The following is a 19,788-nucleotide window of genomic DNA, read 5'->3' on the forward strand; positions in this document are numbered from 1 at the left end:
GGTGGAAGCTTCATCTAGAGTTTGTGGGATTTCCAGTGGTAGCGTGATTAGTCCTGTAAAAAAGCTTTTCTGAAAATCCCACGTACTTTGAGCCGTGGGATTTTTGCTTGATAGGAATTTCAAAGAATTTCCTCAGTGCCAAGAACTTGTAACCCTGTCTCCCATGGCTACAAGTTCTTGGTTCTTTTTCCCTAATATCCCTAATGCTTTTAGAAATAGTTCGAGGGTAAGATAGGTGAATCGAATTCAAAACTAACGAATTTGAGCGACACACAGAAAACCGCATCTAACTACGTATTCATTTTCCTAGAGATTTTTGAGTGTGAAGGGGGCATCCAATCCTACGTCAAAGATATTTTCCAGGCATATTTGTCTGTTGCTGCTAAGACTGTTACCAGTTCTAGCGCTCAAGTATTTTTGCTGCGGGATGGTATTGGTTGTGACAATCCCTTTGATGTCTACCCACTCAAATTCCATTACCTGAAAACTAAGTCTCCTGTGCTAGGGCGTGTTCGCTTAACAATAGCGCTATGGTTTTATTTATGGCAAAAACGTCCCAAGCATGTTTTCTGCGGTCATATCAAACTGGCTCCCCTGACTCAGCTGTTGTGCAATAGTCTGGGGATTCCCTATACAGTTTTGACCTATGGCAAGGAGGTTTGGCAACCCTTACCCCTAAAAGAACGTAATGCCCTAGACCGGGCAGCAGCAATTTGGACTATCAGTCGTTACAGTCGCGATCGCGCTTGTGCTGCCAATAAGCTAAATCCTGAAAAGGTAAAGATGTTGCCTTGTGCTGTTGATGGGAATACTTTTACTCCTGGTCCGAAATCACCAGCCTTAATCGAAAAGTATGGTCTGACTGGTGCTAAGGTGTTGATGACTGTGGCCCGTCTGTGGTCTGGGGATATTTATAAAGGAGTAGATGTTACCATTCAAGCACTTCCTGCGATCGCAAAAATCTTTCCAGAGGTTAAATATCTAGTCATTGGTCGTGGTGATGATCAACCGAGACTGGCACAGCTAGCGAAAGATTTGGGTGTTGCCGAGCGGGTGGTTTTTGCTGGTTTTGTCCCTACACCAGAATTAGTGGAACACTACCGAGTGGCTGATGCCTACGTCATGCCCTCTCAAGAAGGCTTTGGGATTGTATACCTAGAGGCCATGGCTTGTGGTAAACCTGTCCTTTCTGGGGATTCTGATGGTTCTGCTGATCCGTTGCAAGATGGTCAGCTTGGTTGGCAAGTTCCCTATCGAGACCCTGATGCAGTTGCTGCAGCTTGTATTGAAATTCTCAAGGGAGAGGATCAGCGCTGTGATGGTGAGTGGTTACGAGAACAATCCCTAGGGTTATTTAGTAAAGAGGCTCTGACAAAGCGGTTAAAAGAGTTCCTCGATTTTGCTTAAACATTGTTCTGGTTCCCGTACATCCCTATCCTTCTTAGTAATAAAGCCAGAATCAAGCCTGGGAATAGGGAAAGCTTGGTTTATGGGTTTTCAGCTTTGGGTCACAAGCCCCTCGTGGAGCATAAGCAGCGAGGGGGAGTTGCCCTTCAAGTTAAGGCGAATCTGAACTAGGATATAACTACCCGATCATATTTGTTATTGTTAAAAGAAAACAGTGAATCAAAATACCCCGAGACAGTTTCAGTTCAACCTGTCAGGTATGGGCTGTTGGCTAGCGTTCTTCTTAACTTGTTTCTTGCTAGGCACAGTTGGCTTGGGATGGGTAGTCAATGGTTTTTTGATTTTGATTGCTTTTTTAATCATCTCACCAGTGATTGCCTGGTTCGGAGTTCGCTGGTGGCTCAGACGTAATCTAGTGGAAGATCAATGTCCAGTCTGTGCCTATGAGTTTACTGGGTTTAATAATACCCAGTGTCAGTGCCCCAGTTGCGGGGAAGTTTTGAAGATAGAACAGGGTCGTTTTAAGCGCTTAACAGCTCCAGGTACAATTGATGTTGAAGCGGTTGAGGTATCGGTTGAGCAGATTGAAGATTAGAGCATTGACTAATCAACCATAGACTTCGCCGCAGTTGTCAGGCAAAAGGCTTGCACCCAAAAGCCTTACGTACAATAATTATTGACTGTTGAACTTTTCATTCTGCACGCTGGTACTAGGGAGTTTTAGTGATCGATAAGGTATAAGGATGCTGTTCACCATTGCGATCGCCGACGTAGAATGAGTAGCTGCCTTGCTCCCAATATCCCATTTTAACAATATTCCCCCCAGATAAATTATCGGCCTGTGTACATGAGGTACCATTGGGCTCCTGAATCAATAGAGTGGGCTGGCCCTGGCTTTCTAGGTTGAAGCGCAAGTAGGTAAAATCTTGGTTCAAATTAATGACATGATTGGGCTGGTTACTAATCATACCGCATTGGCTCTTGTTTGATCCTCCAGAGTTTCCAGTAACTACGATGGGATCAGGCTGGAATTCAGGCTCAAGGTTGATGGTTTCGGCGCTGGCGACACCAGCGCTACTTAAGCATACAGCTATGGTGATCGGAACAATCATCCAGTGTGGGAATAGTTTAGTCATTGTCATCCCCTAAAGTCTTCTGATCTATTACTAATACACTTGTTCTAGATTACTTGACTATCTCCATTTGAATTTGTTTCGGGTAAGCTATCAGCTATCAGCTATCAGCTATCAGCTATCAGCTATCAGTTATCAGCTATCAGTTATCAGCTAGCATTAAAATGCTGAAGGCTGAGGGCTAAGGGCTGAGGGCTGAAGGCTGACTGCTGATAGCTGACGGGTACCTCACCCAATTTAAAACTGCTATATAATGATGAGGCTTGATTTCATAGCAGTTCAGTGCTATTGCCGATATTCAACTGGTTAAGTCTAGACATAGTTAAACATAGTCATCAGGTGTTTGCAAAAAAAAATGGTATCAAGCAAAATCTGCTATAATCTCGGGGAATTTGCTTACTGATCCTTGAAATCAGCGTTTAAAGTCATTACAAAGCAACCATAAGCAGCCTGGTAATTAAATATGGCTAGCCCCACTCTAAAAACAGGTCAACATCGAGAAGGTAGCTGGTATTTTCCGCTGCGACTGAACTTGGTTCTGCCACTGGTGACTAGGCGTTGCGTGGCAGCGCTTTTGGAAGTATCGCTGGTAACTACTAGTGCATTGCTCCCTTACGGGATTGGTTTGTATGCAGAAAAATACTCGAAGGCAGAACCGGTTCCCCTTAACCCAGTGTTGGGGGCAACCCAGAATGCGATCGCAAAAACTCTAGCTTACCCGCGCCTACAACTAACCAAGCGAGTCACTCCCCTGACCAATTTTTTTTGGTGTGCTTCGTTAGTGATGCCAGTAGGAGTAACCCTATGGCAACTTTATCTGCTGGGAAAAACTGGTCAAACTATTCCCAAAGGTTGGTTTGGAGTGCGAGTGGTTACCGCTTCGGGAAAACCGCCTGGTTTGATCGGTGCGGTGTGGCGTGAGGCAGTGGGACGCTGGGGATTACCACTGGGAAGTGCTTATCTACTCTGGCGCTACACTGGAGCGTTTCCCGACTTGTTAATTTTGTTGGGATTGGCAGGATTGATGCTATTGGCAGAGAGTTTTAGTTCTGTATTAAATGCTCAACATCGCAGCCTCCACGACTACATAGCCGGAACTTATGTGTCGGATTCCTCTCGGTTGCTCTTGCCGTACTGGTCAAGTTTTGAATCCTCCCCCTCACCAGAGTATGAAGAGGTTGAGCTAGAGGAGGAAACTGATGGGCAATGGTCTAATCACCAGAAAGCTACCTGGGGTTACCGTAGCGCAACAGTTAATCCCATTACCCTGTACTCAAAATCTCAACAGCACTCCCCCAATCTTTGGTTGTGGATGCGCCGAAATCCTGGTCTTACTCTGCTAATTGTTACCTTTGGCGGGATGGGTTCTGTACTCGGCACGTTTGTGGGTACCCAAATCTATATTCAAAGTCAGGCCAATTGGCGAGCGTTCAATCAGCAGAAAAATCAGGTCTTTCTGACCTTAGTGAAACAATTAAGCTCCACTGATAGCACTGCTCAAGAAGAACGTATGGGATCAATTCTGGCTCTAGGTAGGATAGACGACCATCGTGCTGTACCGTTTCTGGTGGATTTGCTGGGTCAGGAAAATACCCCTAGCTTGATTGATACCCTCCAACAAACCTTGGTCAGTAAAGGTGTTCAACCCCTTCCCCATCTACGAATATTGAATCAATCTTTGGCCAACGACCAGAAAACCCTAACCAGGGAAGGTAAACCAGGGGTTGGGGGAGTGCTAGCGGTGCGGCACCGAGCAACTAAGCAAGCTATCTCGAAAATTCTGACTATCTACGACGGTCAAGTGCATAATGCTAACCTGAGCTATATTAACCTCAGTAAGGTTAATCAGGGTTATGGCTATTTTAATCCAATTCTGAACAATCTGAATTTGTCGGGCATTAATTTCCGCTACGCTAATTTGTCCGGTGCTAATTTGCAGGGTAGTCGCTTCTATGGCCCTGGTGAGGATGAACATTTTGGCACTTTTGATGATTGGGTCAGTGACTTTAGCGGAGCTGATCTCAGAGAAGTTAACCTAACTGGTGCTATTCTCGACAATGTCTTGATGAATCGCACCAATTTAATCGGGGCAACCCTGAACCGAGCAAGGTTTTATAACGGTAGCCTGATCGGTGCTAATCTCAGCAGTGCCCAGCTGATTAATGCTGATTTCCGTAGAGCTATCTTAGAAAATGCTAGCCTCACAGGAGCTAATTTGGGGGAAGCAAAATTCAGTCTCTCTAGTCTTCATGGTGCTCGTTTGGGCAAAGTTAGTGCTGTGGGGAGTGATTTCTCTTCTGCTGATTTAAGTCAATCAAGCTGGCAAGGAGCGAATCTTTCTAGGGCAAATTTGAGTAATGCTAATCTCAAAAATGTTGATTTCAATTCAACCCAATTGGTAGGGGCTAATTTACGCAATGCCCAGCTGTACAATGCTAAGCTACGTCACGCTAATCTAAGTGCTGCGGATTTGCGAGGGGCTAATTTAGCTGGAGCAGATTTTCTGGGAGTTACCTTTGCTATGGCTAAACAAACTAAAGGTAATCAATTTATTACTTTGCCTCCACCTAAATCGAATTTAGCCCGGATCAAGGGGGTTGATTTTGCTAATGTTAAAAATTTAGATGAGCAGCAACTTCGATATATTTGTACCTATGGTGGACTTCATCCTAGATGTTTGTGACACTATTTTAGAGTAGGGAGTAGGGAATAGGGAGTAGGGAGTAGGGAGTCGGGAGTAGGGAGTAGGGAGTAGGGAGTAGGGAATAGGGAATAGGGAACAGGGAATAGGGAATAGGGAGTAGGGAGTAGGGAGTAGGGAGTAGGAATAAAATCATGTTTACCTGATAACTATGAGAAACGCTATAAAGTTTTAATCATATAAATTGACCACGAAAAAAATCAGCCTACTTGATTTTTTTCTATTGTCAAAAAATTAGCGATGCTCTGAAAGAGCCGCTACGCGAACGCATAAATTCAAAAGCTACTGAGTCGATTCAGTATATTCGAGTTGACTTGAGTTGAAAACCCCCTTAACCATAATAGATTGCTTAATGGATTGCGTTGATTTAAAGTTAACTATCAACAGTGAACAAAACATCAACCTGTATATAGCGGTTTCTATTATAATCAAATAATTTTTACTTTCTTGCCTGTTCCCTGTTCCCTATTCCCTGTTCCCTATTCCCTGTTCCCTATTCCCTGTTCCCTGTTCCCTTTGCTATATTAGTTTCACCGCAGCAATTAAGCTAATATGAGCGAGAAAGCAGCCATCATTAGAATTAGGATTGAGGAGTTGAGGAAATGGGTAATGCTATTGGTTTATTGTCCACACTAGGAACGCTGGTGCTGGGGAGTCTGGCTAGTTTAATGATTAAGTCGCAACCAGCATTTGCTCAAGCTGCCTACGGAAGTTATGTGGGAATCGGTCCTACCTTTGGTATTACAAAGGATGATGATGGAGAAGGTCAGCAAATTGGTGGATTAATTGCGTTTCGCTACAAATTCCTAGAAATCCCGATTTCCTTCCGGACACAAGCCCTGATTGGTGCTGGCACTGCTATTGTGCCAACAATTAGTTACGATTTCCCCCTTAATTGGCAAACCGATGCTTACGTGGGAGCAGGGGCTGTATTTGCTAGCGGTCACTCTCCCTCACCAGTAGGAGATAAAACGAGTTTTGCTATACAACCTGGTATTGATTTTATGATCCCTAATAGCCAAACGGTTTTGTTTGGTAATGCGATTATTGCTTTTGATGCCTATCGGGAGGGTGGCGGCGTGGCTGCTTCTGTTCAAGGTGGATTTGGTTTAAGATTTTAGTTTGAATCGTCGGGAGTCGGGAGTCGGGAGTCGGGAGTCGGGAATAGGGAGTAGGGAGTAGGGAGTAGGGAATATGGCATCAAAAATTCTCACAATTCCGACACGGATTGCTATATTACTTTATAATCACCTGGCGTTAGCGATGGTGTAGTCTTGACCATGCCAGGCTTTTGCCTTGATCAAGGATAGTTTGGATTGGGAAAATGCGTTCGCGTAGCGGCTCTTTCAGAGCATCGCTCTTTTCGTTTTGCTCTTTTCGTTTTGCTCAGAAGTCCTGAATCGAGTAATATAGCAACTCTCATAGTCATAAAGTACACAGGATTTTTTCCGTTCTCCCTGCTCCGAAGTCCCTGCTCCGAAGTCCCTCCCCTCTCCCCAAACTCTTCGCCCTGTTTGCTTCAATTCAAAATAGCCCCGTCCGGTATAGTTTCCTGTTTCATTGCCCAAAACTTGCTCAGTACATGAATTTGCTTTAATCCCACTATTAAATTTAAGCCAGGTATAAAAATCCACCACACTACCAGAGGTTCTGTCATTCCTTCTCGTCGATACAGTTCGTTTACTGTGCGATAAAGCCTAAACTGCACAATGTAAATCCAAACTATACCGACCAGGGAAAACCAACCAAACCAGCCAGGAACATCGGGATCTAATATCCATAAGGCTTGTGGAACGGCGACACCTAAAACGAAAGGTAGTAAGCACAGGGTACCGGACCAACCATAACTGTTATAGTGTCGCAACTCTTCCTGAATGATCCACTTGTACCAACCGTAGTACAACATTAATGTGGCTACCGATAGCAGCATCACTTTTACCAGAGGACGGGGTTTACCAAGAGGTTGGTCAGACATAAGCCAAAACTATTGCATCGGAACATCAGTCTGTATTGTAAAATCCCTTAACAAAAATTAATACAATTGGTAAAATAACAAAGCGTTGGACTGAGGCACAGCAAGCACAAACACCATGGTAAAAGCACAAATTGGGATTATTGGCGGTAGCGGACTTTACAAAATGGCTGCTCTCAAGGATGTGCAGGAGGTACCGATTGACACCCCCTTTGGTCCTCCGTCCGATGCGTTGATGGTGGGAACCTTAGAAGGAACTACTGTAGCTTTCCTAGCTCGTCATGGTCGCAATCATCATTTGATGCCTTCGGAGTTACCCTTCCGAGCCAATATCTATGCCATGAAGCAGTTAGGCGTGGAGTATATCATTTCTGCCTCAGCAGTAGGTTCTCTCCAGGAAGAGGTCAAACCCTTAGATATGCTGGTACCGGATCAGTTTATTGACCGCACGAAGAATCGGGTTTCGACCTTTTTCGGGGAAGGGATTGTGGCTCATATTGGGTTTGGACACCCGGTGTGCAACCAACTGGCGGGAATTTTAGTGGATGCGATCGCAAGTTTGGAGTTACCAGAGGTGACCGTACATAACGGTGGGACTTATCTGTGCATGGAAGGGCCAGCATTTTCCACGATGGCGGAATCTAATCTCTACCGGAGTTGGGGCGCAAAAGTAATTGGCATGACCAATTTGCCAGAGGCCAAGTTAGCACGGGAGGCGGAAATTGCCTATGCTACCCTCGCCCTAGTCACGGATTATGATTGCTGGCATGAGGATCATGACCATGTCACCGTGAATATGATACTTGATAATCTACAGCGCAATGCGATTAATGCTCAGAAGGTGATTCAAGAGACAGTGCGCCGGTTAGTTGAAAATCCACCCGTTTCTAAAGCCCATTCCGCCTTGAAGCATGCTATTTTCACTCCCTTAGATCAGGCTCCAGAAGCAACTAAGGAGAAGTTGGAGTTGATATTGCGGAAGTATTTGTAAAATCGCAAATATCGAAAGGTGGCGCAGGATATATATAGCAATTTTCTTTCCCATGAGGTACAAAGGGATCCCCCTAAATCCCCCTTAAAAAGGGGGACTTTGAGGTTGATAATTGTACCTCATACATGCAATAAACGCTATATATAGCGTTTTTATCAAGGGAGCAGGGAGCAGGGACTTCGGAGCAGTAGGAAAGACCTTGGAAAATTTTTTGGTGTTATAGGTACAAGGAAATAGGGAACAGGGAATAGGGAACAGGGAAAAGTAGGAAAGAGCTTGGATAATTTTTTCCCACTCCCCACCCTCCCCAAACTTCCCACACTCCCGACTCCCAACTCCCTGCTCCCTGCTCCCTACTCCCTCAAACCAAAAAATTAATACCTCACCCCAATAATAATTGCTATTAAAAATGAGAAATGATCTACAGCAATCCCTAAATCGAAGTTATATAGACCCCTCGACTCTGAGTATTTTCCAAAGAATTCTCTTAACGACAGATGGCACAGTAACCGATATGTTGGAAGCCTATCTGTTTGAACAGATTCGTCTAGTTAAGTTGTCGGAAGAATTGGTAACGACAACTGATGATATAGATCCAATGCAATTAAATAAAGGAAGCTCAGTACTTGATAGGAAAATACTATTACAGGGTAAAATAAGTCGCAAGAATTATATCTATGCTGAGTCAATTATTGTTATTGATCGTCTAGATGAGTACTTTCAAAAAGATTTACTTAAAACTAAAACCCCCATTGGCAAAATCTGGCGAGAGCAGAGATTCGAGACCTTTAAAGAAATTGTGGATACTGGAAAAAAGCCAGCTAAGGAATTAGCTGATTATTTCGATATTGAACCGGAAGCAAATTTACTGTTTCGTACCTATTGCGTCTTTTCTAATCGCCAATCGGTGATGATGATTAGTGAATATTTTCCTGAAAGCTATTTTTTGAATAGAGTATAGGGAGTAGGGAGTAGGGAGTAGGGAGTAGGGAGTCGGGAGTAGGGAGCATGTCAACTTTGTAATTAGGTACATAGATCCCCCCTAACCCCCCTTAAAAAAGGGGGGAATTAGATTGAAAAGTCCCCCTTATTAAGGGGGATAATGGGGGATCTGAATCAGGGATTAACAAAACTGACATGCACCCGTAGGGAGTCGGGAGTCGGGAGTCGGGAATCGGGAGTAGGGAGTCGGGAGTCGGGAGTAGGCAGTCGGTATAATCAAAGTTATAATTTTAATTTATGATTGCTGAATAATTAAACTGAACTATGAAACTAACCGGACAGCAATATAAACAATTAACCAATGCTTTAGTTGATGCTTTCCGTTCAAAACAAGAACTTGCTCAATTAGTTACATTTGAGTTCAGCAAAAAGCTAAATGAAATAGCAATGGGTGATAATTTAAGAGCAATAGTTTTTAATTTAATTCAAACCGCAGAAGCAGAAGGATGGGTTGATGAATTAATTGAAGGTGCCCGTAAATCAAATCCAGGTAACCCAGCTTTATTGGCCTTTGCCGAAGAGTTTAATCTTGCTACTCCTATGCCGCAACCGGATTCGGGCGCTGGGACGGGCAGGAGCACCCATATCCTCCACCTCTCGGACCTCCATATCACCACCCCTGAGCAAGCTACCCTATGGTCAAACCAACTCGCCGACGACCTCAGCTACGAACTTAAAATCCCTCACCTTGATGCTTTGATCCTATCCGGTGATATCGCTAATTATTCCACCGCCGAAGAATACGACGCTGCACAACAGTTTCTCGACAACCTCCGCCAAGACTTCCCCCTAGACCCAGAGAAAATTGTTCTAGTTCCGGGTAACCATGACCTAAACTGGACACTAGCAGAAGAGGCTTATGATTTACACGATCGCGAAAAATACCAAGGTAAACTCAAACAGGGTCACCAGATCAAACGTGAAGAGCTGATCCCACTCAGAGACAAAGCCAAATGCCAACAACGCTTTGCCCACTTCAGCCAATTCTATGAAACTATCAAAGATCAACCCTATCCCCTGGAGTATGACCAGCAAGCCATTATCGACCATCTCCCAAAGCAAAACTTGCTGATCCTAGGACTAAACTCAGCTTGGGAACTGGATAAGTACTTGAGAGCTCCTGCTAGCATCCACCGAATTGCTCTGACCAATGCCCTAAACCAGATTCGCCGTAACCCAGACTACCTAAACTGCCCATTGAAAATAGCGGTTTGGCACCATCCCCTCAATAGTGACGGAAGCGATCGCATTACTGACCAAGGATTCATCCAACGATTGGCCGTTGCTGGATTCCGCTTCTTCCTCCACGGGCACATCCATAAAGCCGAAACCAACCTTTTCCGTTACGACCTCAGTCCAGGTGGACGCAAACTCGACGGAATTTGTGCTGGCACCTTTGGGGCACGGACCGTTGAACTACGATCCGCTTATCCCTGGCAATATAATCTACTGAAAATTAACGATAAACAGCTCACTGTCCACACTCGCCGTCGCGAAGAACCCAATGGTGCTTGGAAACCTGATTCACGCTGGAGTCAGGGTCCGGGACAAGGTAATTTGGATTATTATTCTATTGAGTTCTAATCAGTTTTGGCACATCTATCCCTTAAACTATTGAAGTAATCGTAAATGAATGGTGGAAATCCCCCTGGTCAGATCCTCAAGCAGATACGGTTAGCACTGTGTCGTGCTTTCCCTAATAAACCTAAATTAGCAATGATGCTACGAGATCAATTTAATATAAATCTGGAAGACATAGCTCTTGGTGACAATTTGAATGAAATTGTTGACAAAGTAGTACAAGATTTTAAGATTAGGAATAGGCTAGGAAACTTACTTGATGGAGCACTTAACGAAAATCCAGGTAATTCTGAATTAAAAAAACTATATTCTCAAGAATTTAAAATTCCGCCTAGTTTACTAACCATCTTATTTCCTTTACCAAACAATATTATCGAACCAATCCAACAGGCTTATAAAGCTTGTTGTCCTAATCATTTCGATGATTGGGAATATGAACCCCTGGAAAGTTTAGCTAAAATTCTAGAAAATTTGCATGAGATAGCTCAAGGAACTGATAATGAAAAACCTATTGTACAATTTGTTGCTCGTTTATTAGAAACTGGAGATATTCCCGAGCCAACTGCTGAGAAACTCAAGCAATGGATAAGAGAAAATGCTAATAACCCTTCTGATTTATTACCTGAGAGTAGGAGTGACTCTCAAAATCATCAGCAACAAAATTTAGATGCACAACCTTATCTGCTTGTAAAGCTAGAATCCAGTAACCAATATCACCAACAACGTCAACCTAATTATTTAGTCTCAGCTTGGTTTATTTCTGACACAAGTAATTATGATTATTTACGAAATCATCAACACTGTAAATTTTTAGAGACTCCACCAGATGATGGAGAATCTGAACAAGATGTCTTCTCTCTTGAATACTTGCCCAAGTTAATAGAATTTTTTATAAATCAGTTAATTCACTATTCTAGGGAATATTACCGTCAACCAATTCTTGTATTTTTCTTACCTTATCAACTTCTGAACCATGAACTTGAAAGAATTGAAATTCAAGATGATGATGATTTGCCAATTCCAATTGGTAGTGAGTATTGCGTGATTTTTCGATCTGTAAAACGTTTACAAAAGTATCGTCATCAAGGCAAATGGTTAAATAAATGGACACAAATCCAAGATAATTGTGAAACATGCTTAACTAAATTTGCTTTTAGTAATTTTGATTATTGGAAGGAATTGTATGCTTATGTAGAACAAAAAGAGGCGATAGGTTTAAGATTACATCAACCTCCATGTGAGCAGATATTTAAAGTTATTGACCGGACGGCAATACCAGTTGTTTTATGGCTGAGGAAGAATGATTTTAAAACTATTAATTGTCAACAGGCTCTCGATCAATTACTCAATTGTCAAATAAATCAGCTTCGTGAAAAGGTAAAAGAACAACGGTTACAAGCTTTTCCCAAAGGCAATAAACAAGAACATATCGGACACCATCTTGCTCTTTTGTGGGAAGACCCCGATCTACTACCACCCCAGATTGACTATACAACCTTATGACTAATAACTCTTGGAAAATCTTTCGCGGAACTCCCGAACAACCCCACAAGGGCATTGAACGCCTTCCTGAGCCTCCTAGTTGGCGGAAATTTGACAAAAAAGGACGGGGTACAACCTATCAGACCAGGCCAGAGGAAATAGAGTTAGTCAATGCAGCGTTGTATCTGCGTCGTCCTTTATTAGTAACCGGAAAGCCAGGCACAGGAAAAACATCTTTGGCCTATGCAGTTGCTCAAGAGTTAGAATTAGGAAAGGTCTTACGCTGGAATATTACCACTCGCTCCCATTTACAGCAAGGACTTTATAGTTATGATGCCATTGGTAGATTACAAGATGCTCAAGGCAGCGGCAAGGATAATTTAAGGGAAATTGGTAAGTATATTCAATTGGGTCCCTTGGGAACAGCGTTACTATCCTCAACTAAGCCCAGGGTATTATTAATTGATGAAATGGATAAAAGCGATATTGATTTACCCAATGATTTATTGACTATTTTTGAAGAAGGAGAATTTGAAATCCAGGAATTAACACGAATCAGTGACCAGTTTCCAGACATTGTTGTCAAAACCTGGGATAATCAAACCACAACCATCCCCAGGGGAAAGGTAACCTGTGATGCCTTTCCCTTTGTAGTTCTGACCAGTAACGGAGAGAGGGAATTTCCCCCAGCTTTTTTACGACGCTGTTTACGATTAGATTTACGGGAACCAACTCCCAAGGAATTAGAAGCAATTGTCAAAGCTCACTTAGGGGATAGTCTTGAAGAAGCTGAACCGATTATTGAAACCTTTCTCAAGCGACGGCAGAAAGGAGACTTGGCTACAGACCAATTGCTCAACGCCATTTATATATTAACTAACACAGTTAATACAGAGGATGCTCCCATGGGTGACTCTCAAGACGAAGACGAAGACCAGAAAAAAGAAACGTTAATTGACCGATTGCTCCAGTACCTCAGTAGTACCTAAGGGATATGCTTCAAGAAGCGATCGCTATTCTACAACAAGCAGGATTTGATTTAACTGCTCGGGAAATAGCAGAAATTTTCTGGTTGGCTGTTCATCTAGACCAGCCCATAGACGAGTCAGAGGAACCACAGCCGCAATTACAAGCATCAACGGTATCCCAAGAGGAATTACAGCAACCCCCAAACCCAACTCCAGATATCTCAGAAGAATCGTCACCTGAAGACACAGAACCTCCTGCTGAGGTTGATCTTGCCTCTTCCAAACCTAAAAAGACTAAAGAAAGTGGAGAAGCAATTCCGATTAAAGTTCCAGCAGCCGTAGCATTGAGAAATACTCTGGCGTTGGGACGGGCACTTCGTCCGTTAATGCGGAAAGTCCCATCTGCTATAGAAACGATATTGGATGAAGAAGCTACTGTTTATCAAATTGCCGAATCAAACATTTGGCTACCAGTTCTGAAACCTGCTTCCGAACGATGGTTAGAGTTAGCGTTGGTGGTTGAAAAAACTAGTTCAACGGCGGTTTGGAAACAGACAATCATTGAACTGCAACATTTAGTAAAGCATCATGGTGCGTTTCGGGATGTACGCACGTGGGAATTAACAATTACTGAAACGGAAGAAATCAATAAACCCAAAGTAGACTTATTTCCTCAAACTAGCACGGGGGGGTATGATTCCACTCCCTATCCTCCCCAGGTATTAATTGATCCGAAGAAACAACGTTTAATTTTATTGATAAGTGATTGTATTTCTGTGGCTTGGCGCAGACAATTAATTCATCCAGTGCTAGAGTTGTGGGGACGCAATGGTTTACTTACTATCCTTCAGCTACTCCCTGAACGGCTTTGGGAACGCACGGCTTTAGGTTCAGAAACACCAGTGCAACTGCATTCTCTTAGTCCTGGAGTTGTCAATTCTCAGTTGATTGTTAAATCTTGGGATGAAGATGACATTGAACTTTTTTCAGAAGTCGAGAACAGGGAAGAAGAAACAGGGAACAGTAGTCAGAATAAATCCTCTATAAATGTTCCCGTGGTTACCTTAGAACCCTACCCGCTACTGGCCTGGTCACAGGTAATAGCTGGTCAGGGGAATGTTACCACAGTGGGGTTTAAATTTTATGTATCCGAAAACTCCCAAGCAGAGAGAAGAGAGCTAGATGGTAAACCCAGTCAACCCCAACTCACAGCAGAAGCATTAGTTAGTCGATTTCGTGCTACGGCTTCTCCTATGGCGCGTCGGTTAGCTGGATTAATGGCAGCTGCTCCCGTTAGTTTACCTGTAGTGCAACTAATTCAGCAAACCCTGCTACCAAAATCCGCACAAATTCATGTAGCGGAAGTGTTTATGAGTGGACTCCTCCAATCTATAACCCCTGTAGACCAAGATTCAAATCCCGATTATATTGAGTACGAATTTAAGCCAGGGCTAAAGGAGTTATTAGTAGATTCTGTACCCATTAGTAAAACCCTTTCAGTTCTTGATACAGTATCTGAGTTTGTTGCTGATCACTTAGGGTTATCAGTAAAGGACTTTGAAGCCCGTTTACTGACACCGGCAACTGCAAGTAATGATGGGTTAGAAGAAAAAATTCGTCCCTTTGCACACCTCAAGGCTCAAGTCTTAGGGCGATTAGGAGGGGAGTATGCTCGTTTGGCTGAACAACTGCTCAAAAATGAAGAGTTAGTAGAAGATACCAATAGTACAGAAGATGCCAATAGTGAGGATAATCGAACGGCTCCTAGCATATCAGAAATCCCTACTCCAGATCATCCTTCATCCCAAGACTATCTGCAATTCTTAGAGCAAGTATTGCAAGCAACCGTAGACAGCAAAGGGAACCCCAAAGTCGTCTACCCACTCCTGGAAGCAAACCTCAACAAACTCGATGATAACTTTCTCGATATCCTGCAAACCTGGGCAAGTGATAGATTCTCAGAATTGGAACCAGAAACAACAGAAGCTATTGCTAGAGTTATTGGGGAATTCAGCAGCCTGATCAGGGATTTTCCACTCGGTAATAAAGCCAGTAACATGGAAATCGCCATTGCTGGTTACCAAACAATTATAACAGTTTTTACCCGTGAGAGTAAATCGGAAACTTGGGCAACGATTCAAAACAACCTGGGCAATGCCTACCGTGACAGAATCCGTGGTGAGAGGGCATTGAATCTCGAAAAAGCGATTGCCCAATACCAACTAGCATTGTCAGTTTACACCAAACAAAACTTCCCGATCCAGTGGGCAGGGACTCAAAACAACCTGGGCAATGCCTACCGTGACAGAATCCGTGGTGAGAGGGCATTGAATCTCGAACGTGCTATTGAAGCATACCAACTAGCCTTGTCAGTTCGCACCAAATCAGACTTCCCCTATCATTGGGCACAAACTCAAAACAACCTGGGCTTAGCCTACAGAAACAGAATCCGCGACGACAGGGCATTGAATCTCGAACTAGCGATTGAAGCATACCAACGAGCCTTGTCAGTTTACACCAAATCAAACTTCCCTTACGATTGGGCACAGACTCAAAACAACCTGGGCATAGCCTACAGAAACAGAATTCGCAGCGACAGGGCATTGAATCTCGAACGTGCTATTGAAGCATACCAACTAGCCTTGTCAGTTTACACCAAATCAGACTTCCCCATCGATTGGGCAAGGACTCAAAACAACCTGGGCATAGCCTACAGAAACAGAATCCGCGACAACAGGGCATTGAATCTAGAACTAGCGATTGAAGCATACCAACTAGCCTTGTCAGTTTACACCAAATCAGACTTCCCCATCGATTGGGCAAGGACTCAAAACAACCTGGGCAATGCTTACCTTTACAGAATCTATCAGGATAGGGCTGATAATCTCGAAAATGCCATTGCCGCATACCAACAAGCTTTGACAGTTCGCACCAAATCAGACTTCCCCATCAATTGGGCAGTAACTCAAAACAACCTAGGCATAGCCTATCGTTACAGAATCCGTGGTGATAGGCAAGAGAATCTGAAACAAGCGATTGTTGCATACCAACTAGCATTGGAAGTTCACACCAAAGAAGCAAATCCCATTGAATGTCTCCGAACTTCCCGCAACTTACGCCACCTTCACTTTAAGCAAGGTAACTGGCAAACCGCTATTGATGCCTACCAACAAGCCATTGCTGCATTGCAACTCAGTCGCAGTTGGGCAATGAATGATCAACGCCGTCAAGAGATTATGGCAGAGGCAATAGCAGTTTATCAAAAACTGGTGCAAGCCTATATCAATATAGAACAATCGGATAAAGCGATAGAAACAGTCGAACGCAGCAAAGACCGCAACCTAGTGGAACTCCTCACCAACCGCGACCTTTATCCTAAAGGCAACGTTCCCCAAGAGATAATTACCGAGTTAGATCGACTGCGTCGAGAGATTCCATGGTAGTGATCAACATGTAGTGATGGCATAATCTAACCCAACAAACATTTATTGTAGTTATGAGCAAAATCCCAAATAGCTCTTAGGTGATTTTCCCGGTTTTTTGGCAATGCTTAGGTTTTTATAACTATATAATTTATCAAATAGGTGAGGTAGAGAACTTTGGTATTTTAGGGAATAGGAAATCTCTATTTTATGCACGCAGCGCTCTGCATACTTGCTCACTAGTAACCGCTAACTGATTTCCTAACCCTGGATTCTAAGTTGCTTTAGTCTAAAAAGCTAAAGGCATTGGCTAACCACTAAACCAGGTAGTGACAATGAGTATAACGATATGATTGTACAAGTTAATTTTACCATTTTCTAAAATCGCTCCATCCCGACTCCCTACTCCCTCAAATCCAAGACTTCATACCTCACCAAATTAGAACTCCTCTAACTATACCAATAAAAAAAAATCGGTCAAGTTGTGGTTAACCCCAATCCTTGACCGATTTCTATTGTGTAAGCCACCACAAATACAGCGGAGCTCAAATCTAGATACTGTTGATCAACGAATAAATTCCTCAGTGGTCAGTGGTCAGCTTTGTGGCACAGGCTTCCAGCCTGTGACCTAACCCATAAGCTGATAGCTGATAACTGATAACTGATCGCTTCAAAATAACCTCCACAATTCCTAGTCGCCAGGGCGTCAAAACCCTGGCAAAACCCTATCCTAGTCTACATAAAAATATCGAATCAAAAAGGTCATAACCTCACCAGGCTTTTCAGTAGGTTCTGGAGTGCTCCACTCGTCGGGATAGGCGTATTTAAGGGCATAGATGGCATTAATCGTATTCCGAACTTGTTCAGGAGAACCGATCAAAACGTACTTGACTTTCTTAGGTTTACGACCAGGGTTTTCAGGAGTTTGATTGTCATCGGAGTTAGGCGGAATGTTTTTTGTCATGATCAACAGTATCCTTAAATGGTGTACATTATTAATATATAAATAAATTAATCCAATGTCAAGGGGTTTAGGAATTTTTTTTATTACGAAATTTAAAATTGCTATAATAGTAAATAGGACATAAATAAGAGATTTATGTGGTTAGTATGGGGAGGGTATTTAGTGTGGTAATTTTGGTAAAAATATTAGAATTTTAGCCCAATTACAAACGCAATTGCTCCTACTCCCTACTCCCTGCTCCCTTCTCCCTGCTCCCTGCTCCCTACTCCCTATTCCCTACTCCCGACTCCCTACTCCCTATCCCCTAAACTAAAACTGTAGATGGAGGATTTTAAGCATGGCTAATTTAACGGTCAAAGATTTAGAAACGCTGCAAGCACAGCATCCTGATTATCAGATAGAATTAATAGGGGGAGAAATTATTTTTATGAGTCCTTCAGGGTTAGAATCCGATGAAGTAGCCATAGAAATCGCTGCTCAACTTCGTAACTGGGTAAGACCCCGCAAATTAGGAAGAGTTTCTGGTTCTAGTGGTGGTTTTCGCTTACCGAATAAAGATGGGGATGTTCGTGCCCCGGATGCGTCTTTTATCTTAGCTGAACGTCTACCTCGCACTACGGAAGATTACGCCGAATTAGTCCCTGATTTGACATTTGAGGTAAAATCTAAAAGCGATAGCCTACCAAAATTGCGCCAGAAGATACAGCAATTTCTGGAATTGGGAACTACAGTTGGGGTGTTAGTAGATCCGAGAACTCGCACGATGGAAGTTTATCGCCTCAATCAGGATAAAGTTGTGCTGGGGGATGGGGATGTGCTGCAAGTACCAGAATTGCTTCCTGGTTGGGAATTACCTATTGTTGAAGTGTGGGCACCGGAGTTTGATTGAGTATAGACAAGGGAACAGGGAATAGGGAATAGGGAAGAGGCAATAGGCAATAGGCAATAGGCAATAGGCAATAGGCAAGAGTGAGATTATAAAGTAGGGTGGGCAAAGTAATATAATCATTAATACTCAACAAAACCAAACTGTTTTTGCCCACCCTACTACTCTCCCCGATTCCCTGTTCCCTATTCCCTGTTCCCTATATAAACCTGTAAAACCATGAGATTCATCAGCCCGAAAACTGACTTTGCTTTCAAGAAAATCTTTGGCTCAGATCAGAGTAAGGATATTCTGATTTCCTTCCTCAATGCCATGATATACTCTGGTAATTCCGTCATCCAGGATTTAGAAATTATTGATTCCTATAGTGACGAGTATTTGGTAAATTTCAAAGATACTTATCTGGATGTTAAGGCAGTATTAGAGGATGAAACGACTGTCCTGATTGAAGTGCAAATCTGGAATGTAAAGGATTTCGAGAAGCGAGTGGTTTATAACTTGTGCCAAACCTATGGAAATCAACTTAAATCGGGAAAGATATATTTCGATATCAATCCAGTCATTGCTTTAACCATAACCGATTTTAAGTTATTCCCCTCAACCGAAAAAGTCATTAGCTGTTTTTACTTTCAAGAAGAAGAAGACCACTTGCCTTATCAGGAAAATGAATTAAAGTTGGTGTTTGTGGAACTCCCTAAATTTACTAAGCAACTGGAAGACTTGGAAAGTGTGATCGATAAGTGGATCTTTTTTATCAAAGAAGCACCCAACTTAGAAATCATTCCTGACCAGCTCAAAGAAATCCCACAGCTAGAACAAGCTTTAACAATAGCGAATCAAGCGGGGTTTAGTGAGTCAGAATTGGAAAAGATTTGGAAACAGGAAATGGCCTTGTGGGACTGGCGAGGTGCATTGAATTTTGCGAAAAGGGAAGGACGAGAAGAAGGACGAGAAGAAATAAGGCTAGAAGGACGAGAACAAGGTAGACTTGAAGGAAAATACCAGATTGCTAAACAGATGAAGGCCGCTGGGTTACCCCTGAGTGATATTGCTCAATATACGGGGTTGACTATCGATGAAATTAATCAGTTGTCCTAAGAGAGAAAGAAAAAGTTCAAAAAAATACCAATTAACGTAGGGTGGGCAAAATAGCAGGGCTATTTCATTCTAAATATAAACAAGATATGGTATAATTGAGCGCAAATTTAGTCTAATCCATCTACTCTTGTGTCTCAAATCGCAATTATAGAAGCCTTTGCAGAGCTCGAAGACCCTCGTC

Annotated in this window: 17 protein-coding genes; 12 read left to right on the top strand and 5 right to left on the bottom strand. The window is 42.9% G+C overall.

Annotated elements, in window-relative coordinates; translation table 11 throughout:
• Positions 1-261 precede the first annotated feature (261 nt).
• Positions 262-1,407, top strand: coding sequence for a glycosyltransferase family 4 protein (locus F6K57_RS07305; protein ID WP_293066153.1), 1,146 nt, complete (start codon positions 262-264; stop codon positions 1,405-1,407).
• A gap of 214 nt (positions 1,408-1,621) precedes the next feature.
• Positions 1,622-2,002 (top strand): hypothetical protein, encoded by a 381-nt coding sequence (locus tag F6K57_RS07310; protein WP_293065745.1) that lies wholly within the window; start codon positions 1,622-1,624, stop codon positions 2,000-2,002.
• 115 nt (positions 2,003-2,117) lie between these two features.
• Here the strand turns inward: F6K57_RS07310 and F6K57_RS07315 are convergent, their stop codons facing one another.
• A complete protein-coding gene (locus tag F6K57_RS07315; RefSeq protein WP_293019728.1) occupies positions 2,118-2,543 on the bottom strand; it encodes a hypothetical protein in 426 nt (141 codons plus the stop codon).
• A 460-nt stretch (positions 2,544-3,003) separates the two neighbouring features.
• Here F6K57_RS07315 and F6K57_RS07320 point away from each other — a divergent pair, with 460 nt between their 5' ends.
• Positions 3,004-5,223, top strand: coding sequence for a pentapeptide repeat-containing protein (locus F6K57_RS07320; RefSeq protein ID WP_293066156.1), 2,220 nt, complete (start codon positions 3,004-3,006; stop codon positions 5,221-5,223).
• A gap of 7 nt (positions 5,224-5,230) precedes the next feature.
• On the opposite strand, the gene F6K57_RS07325 is transcribed toward F6K57_RS07320, so the two are convergent.
• Positions 5,231-5,377: a hypothetical protein gene (locus tag F6K57_RS07325; RefSeq protein ID WP_293066159.1), complete on the bottom strand. Its 147-nt coding sequence runs from the start codon at positions 5,375-5,377 to the stop codon at positions 5,231-5,233.
• Positions 5,378-5,843: 466 nt separating this feature from the next.
• Here F6K57_RS07325 and F6K57_RS07330 point away from each other — a divergent pair, with 466 nt between their 5' ends.
• The gene (locus F6K57_RS07330; protein ID WP_075897241.1) at positions 5,844-6,362 is read left to right on the top strand and encodes a hypothetical protein; all 519 of its coding nucleotides are present in this window, start codon (positions 5,844-5,846) and stop codon (positions 6,360-6,362) included.
• Positions 6,363-6,760: 398 nt separating this feature from the next.
• On the opposite strand, the gene F6K57_RS07335 is transcribed toward F6K57_RS07330, so the two are convergent.
• A complete protein-coding gene (locus F6K57_RS07335; protein ID WP_293019732.1) occupies positions 6,761-7,216 on the bottom strand; it encodes a hypothetical protein in 456 nt (151 codons plus the stop codon).
• Between the two features lie 115 nt (positions 7,217-7,331).
• Between F6K57_RS07335 and F6K57_RS07340 the strand changes: the two genes are divergently transcribed.
• The 6 genes from F6K57_RS07340 to F6K57_RS07365 all read left to right on the top strand — a co-directional run bounded on the left by F6K57_RS07340 (position 7,332) and on the right by F6K57_RS07365 (position 16,680).
• Positions 7,332-8,204 carry an S-methyl-5'-thioadenosine phosphorylase gene (locus tag F6K57_RS07340; RefSeq protein ID WP_293066163.1) on the top strand — a complete coding sequence of 291 codons (873 nt, stop codon included), beginning with the start codon at positions 7,332-7,334 and terminating at the stop codon, positions 8,202-8,204.
• Between the two features lie 409 nt (positions 8,205-8,613).
• The gene (locus tag F6K57_RS07345) at positions 8,614-9,165 is read left to right on the top strand and encodes a chorismate pyruvate-lyase family protein (RefSeq protein WP_293066166.1); all 552 of its coding nucleotides are present in this window, start codon (positions 8,614-8,616) and stop codon (positions 9,163-9,165) included.
• A 305-nt stretch (positions 9,166-9,470) separates the two neighbouring features.
• Positions 9,471-10,790 (top strand): effector-associated domain EAD1-containing protein, encoded by a 1,320-nt coding sequence (locus F6K57_RS07350; protein ID WP_293066169.1) that lies wholly within the window; start codon positions 9,471-9,473, stop codon positions 10,788-10,790.
• Between the two features lie 45 nt (positions 10,791-10,835).
• The gene (locus tag F6K57_RS07355) at positions 10,836-12,290 is read left to right on the top strand and encodes an effector-associated domain EAD1-containing protein (RefSeq protein WP_293066172.1); all 1,455 of its coding nucleotides are present in this window, start codon (positions 10,836-10,838) and stop codon (positions 12,288-12,290) included.
• Complete coding sequence (locus F6K57_RS07360; RefSeq protein ID WP_293066175.1) at positions 12,287-13,258, top strand: MoxR family ATPase; 972 nt, start codon at positions 12,287-12,289, stop codon at positions 13,256-13,258. The genes F6K57_RS07355 and F6K57_RS07360 overlap by 4 nt, the downstream gene beginning before the upstream one ends.
• A 5-nt stretch (positions 13,259-13,263) precedes the next feature.
• Positions 13,264-16,680, top strand: coding sequence for a tetratricopeptide repeat-containing protein (locus F6K57_RS07365; protein ID WP_293066178.1), 3,417 nt, complete (start codon positions 13,264-13,266; stop codon positions 16,678-16,680).
• Positions 16,681-17,389: 709 nt separating this feature from the next.
• On the opposite strand, the gene F6K57_RS07370 is transcribed toward F6K57_RS07365, so the two are convergent.
• Positions 17,390-17,623 carry a hypothetical protein gene (locus tag F6K57_RS07370; RefSeq protein ID WP_293038082.1) on the bottom strand — a complete coding sequence of 78 codons (234 nt, stop codon included), beginning with the start codon at positions 17,621-17,623 and terminating at the stop codon, positions 17,390-17,392.
• A gap of 337 nt (positions 17,624-17,960) precedes the next feature.
• On the opposite strand from F6K57_RS07370, the gene F6K57_RS07375 reads away from it, so the two are divergent.
• The gene (locus F6K57_RS07375; protein WP_293066181.1) at positions 17,961-18,512 is read left to right on the top strand and encodes a Uma2 family endonuclease; all 552 of its coding nucleotides are present in this window, start codon (positions 17,961-17,963) and stop codon (positions 18,510-18,512) included.
• Here the strand turns inward: F6K57_RS07375 and F6K57_RS07380 are convergent.
• Entirely contained in the window at positions 18,478-18,666 is a 189-nt protein-coding gene (locus tag F6K57_RS07380) for a hypothetical protein (protein ID WP_158069450.1), read from the bottom strand. The genes F6K57_RS07375 and F6K57_RS07380 overlap by 35 nt on opposite strands.
• A gap of 62 nt (positions 18,667-18,728) precedes the next feature.
• On the opposite strand from F6K57_RS07380, the gene F6K57_RS07385 reads away from it, so the two are divergent.
• Complete coding sequence (locus F6K57_RS07385) at positions 18,729-19,607, top strand: Rpn family recombination-promoting nuclease/putative transposase (RefSeq protein WP_293066184.1); 879 nt, start codon at positions 18,729-18,731, stop codon at positions 19,605-19,607.
• Positions 19,608-19,788: the final 181 nt, after the last annotated feature.

The sequence above is a fragment of the Moorena sp. SIO4A5 genome (genome assembly GCF_010672005.1).
Lineage (GTDB): Bacteria > Cyanobacteriota > Cyanobacteriia > Cyanobacteriales > Coleofasciculaceae > Moorena.

Coding starts and splice junctions, on each gene's coding strand:
- F6K57_RS07315 (WP_293019728.1), bottom strand. CDS start 2,543: ATGACTAAACTATTCCCACACTGGATGATTGTTCCGATCACCATAGCT.
- F6K57_RS07320 (WP_293066156.1), top strand. CDS start 3,004: ATGGCTAGCCCCACTCTAAAAACAGGTCAACATCGAGAAGGTAGCTGG.
- F6K57_RS07325 (WP_293066159.1), bottom strand. CDS start 5,377: ATGATTTTATTCCTACTCCCTACTCCCTACTCCCTACTCCCTATTCCC.
- F6K57_RS07330 (WP_075897241.1), top strand. CDS start 5,844: ATGGGTAATGCTATTGGTTTATTGTCCACACTAGGAACGCTGGTGCTG.
- F6K57_RS07335 (WP_293019732.1), bottom strand. CDS start 7,216: ATGTCTGACCAACCTCTTGGTAAACCCCGTCCTCTGGTAAAAGTGATG.
- F6K57_RS07340 (WP_293066163.1), top strand. CDS start 7,332: ATGGTAAAAGCACAAATTGGGATTATTGGCGGTAGCGGACTTTACAAA.
- F6K57_RS07345 (WP_293066166.1), top strand. CDS start 8,614: ATGAGAAATGATCTACAGCAATCCCTAAATCGAAGTTATATAGACCCC.
- F6K57_RS07350 (WP_293066169.1), top strand. CDS start 9,471: ATGAAACTAACCGGACAGCAATATAAACAATTAACCAATGCTTTAGTT.
- F6K57_RS07355 (WP_293066172.1), top strand. CDS start 10,836: ATGAATGGTGGAAATCCCCCTGGTCAGATCCTCAAGCAGATACGGTTA.
- F6K57_RS07360 (WP_293066175.1), top strand. CDS start 12,287: ATGACTAATAACTCTTGGAAAATCTTTCGCGGAACTCCCGAACAACCC.
- F6K57_RS07365 (WP_293066178.1), top strand. CDS start 13,264: ATGCTTCAAGAAGCGATCGCTATTCTACAACAAGCAGGATTTGATTTA.
- F6K57_RS07370 (WP_293038082.1), bottom strand. CDS start 17,623: ATGACAAAAAACATTCCGCCTAACTCCGATGACAATCAAACTCCTGAA.
- F6K57_RS07375 (WP_293066181.1), top strand. CDS start 17,961: ATGGCTAATTTAACGGTCAAAGATTTAGAAACGCTGCAAGCACAGCAT.
- F6K57_RS07385 (WP_293066184.1), top strand. CDS start 18,729: ATGAGATTCATCAGCCCGAAAACTGACTTTGCTTTCAAGAAAATCTTT.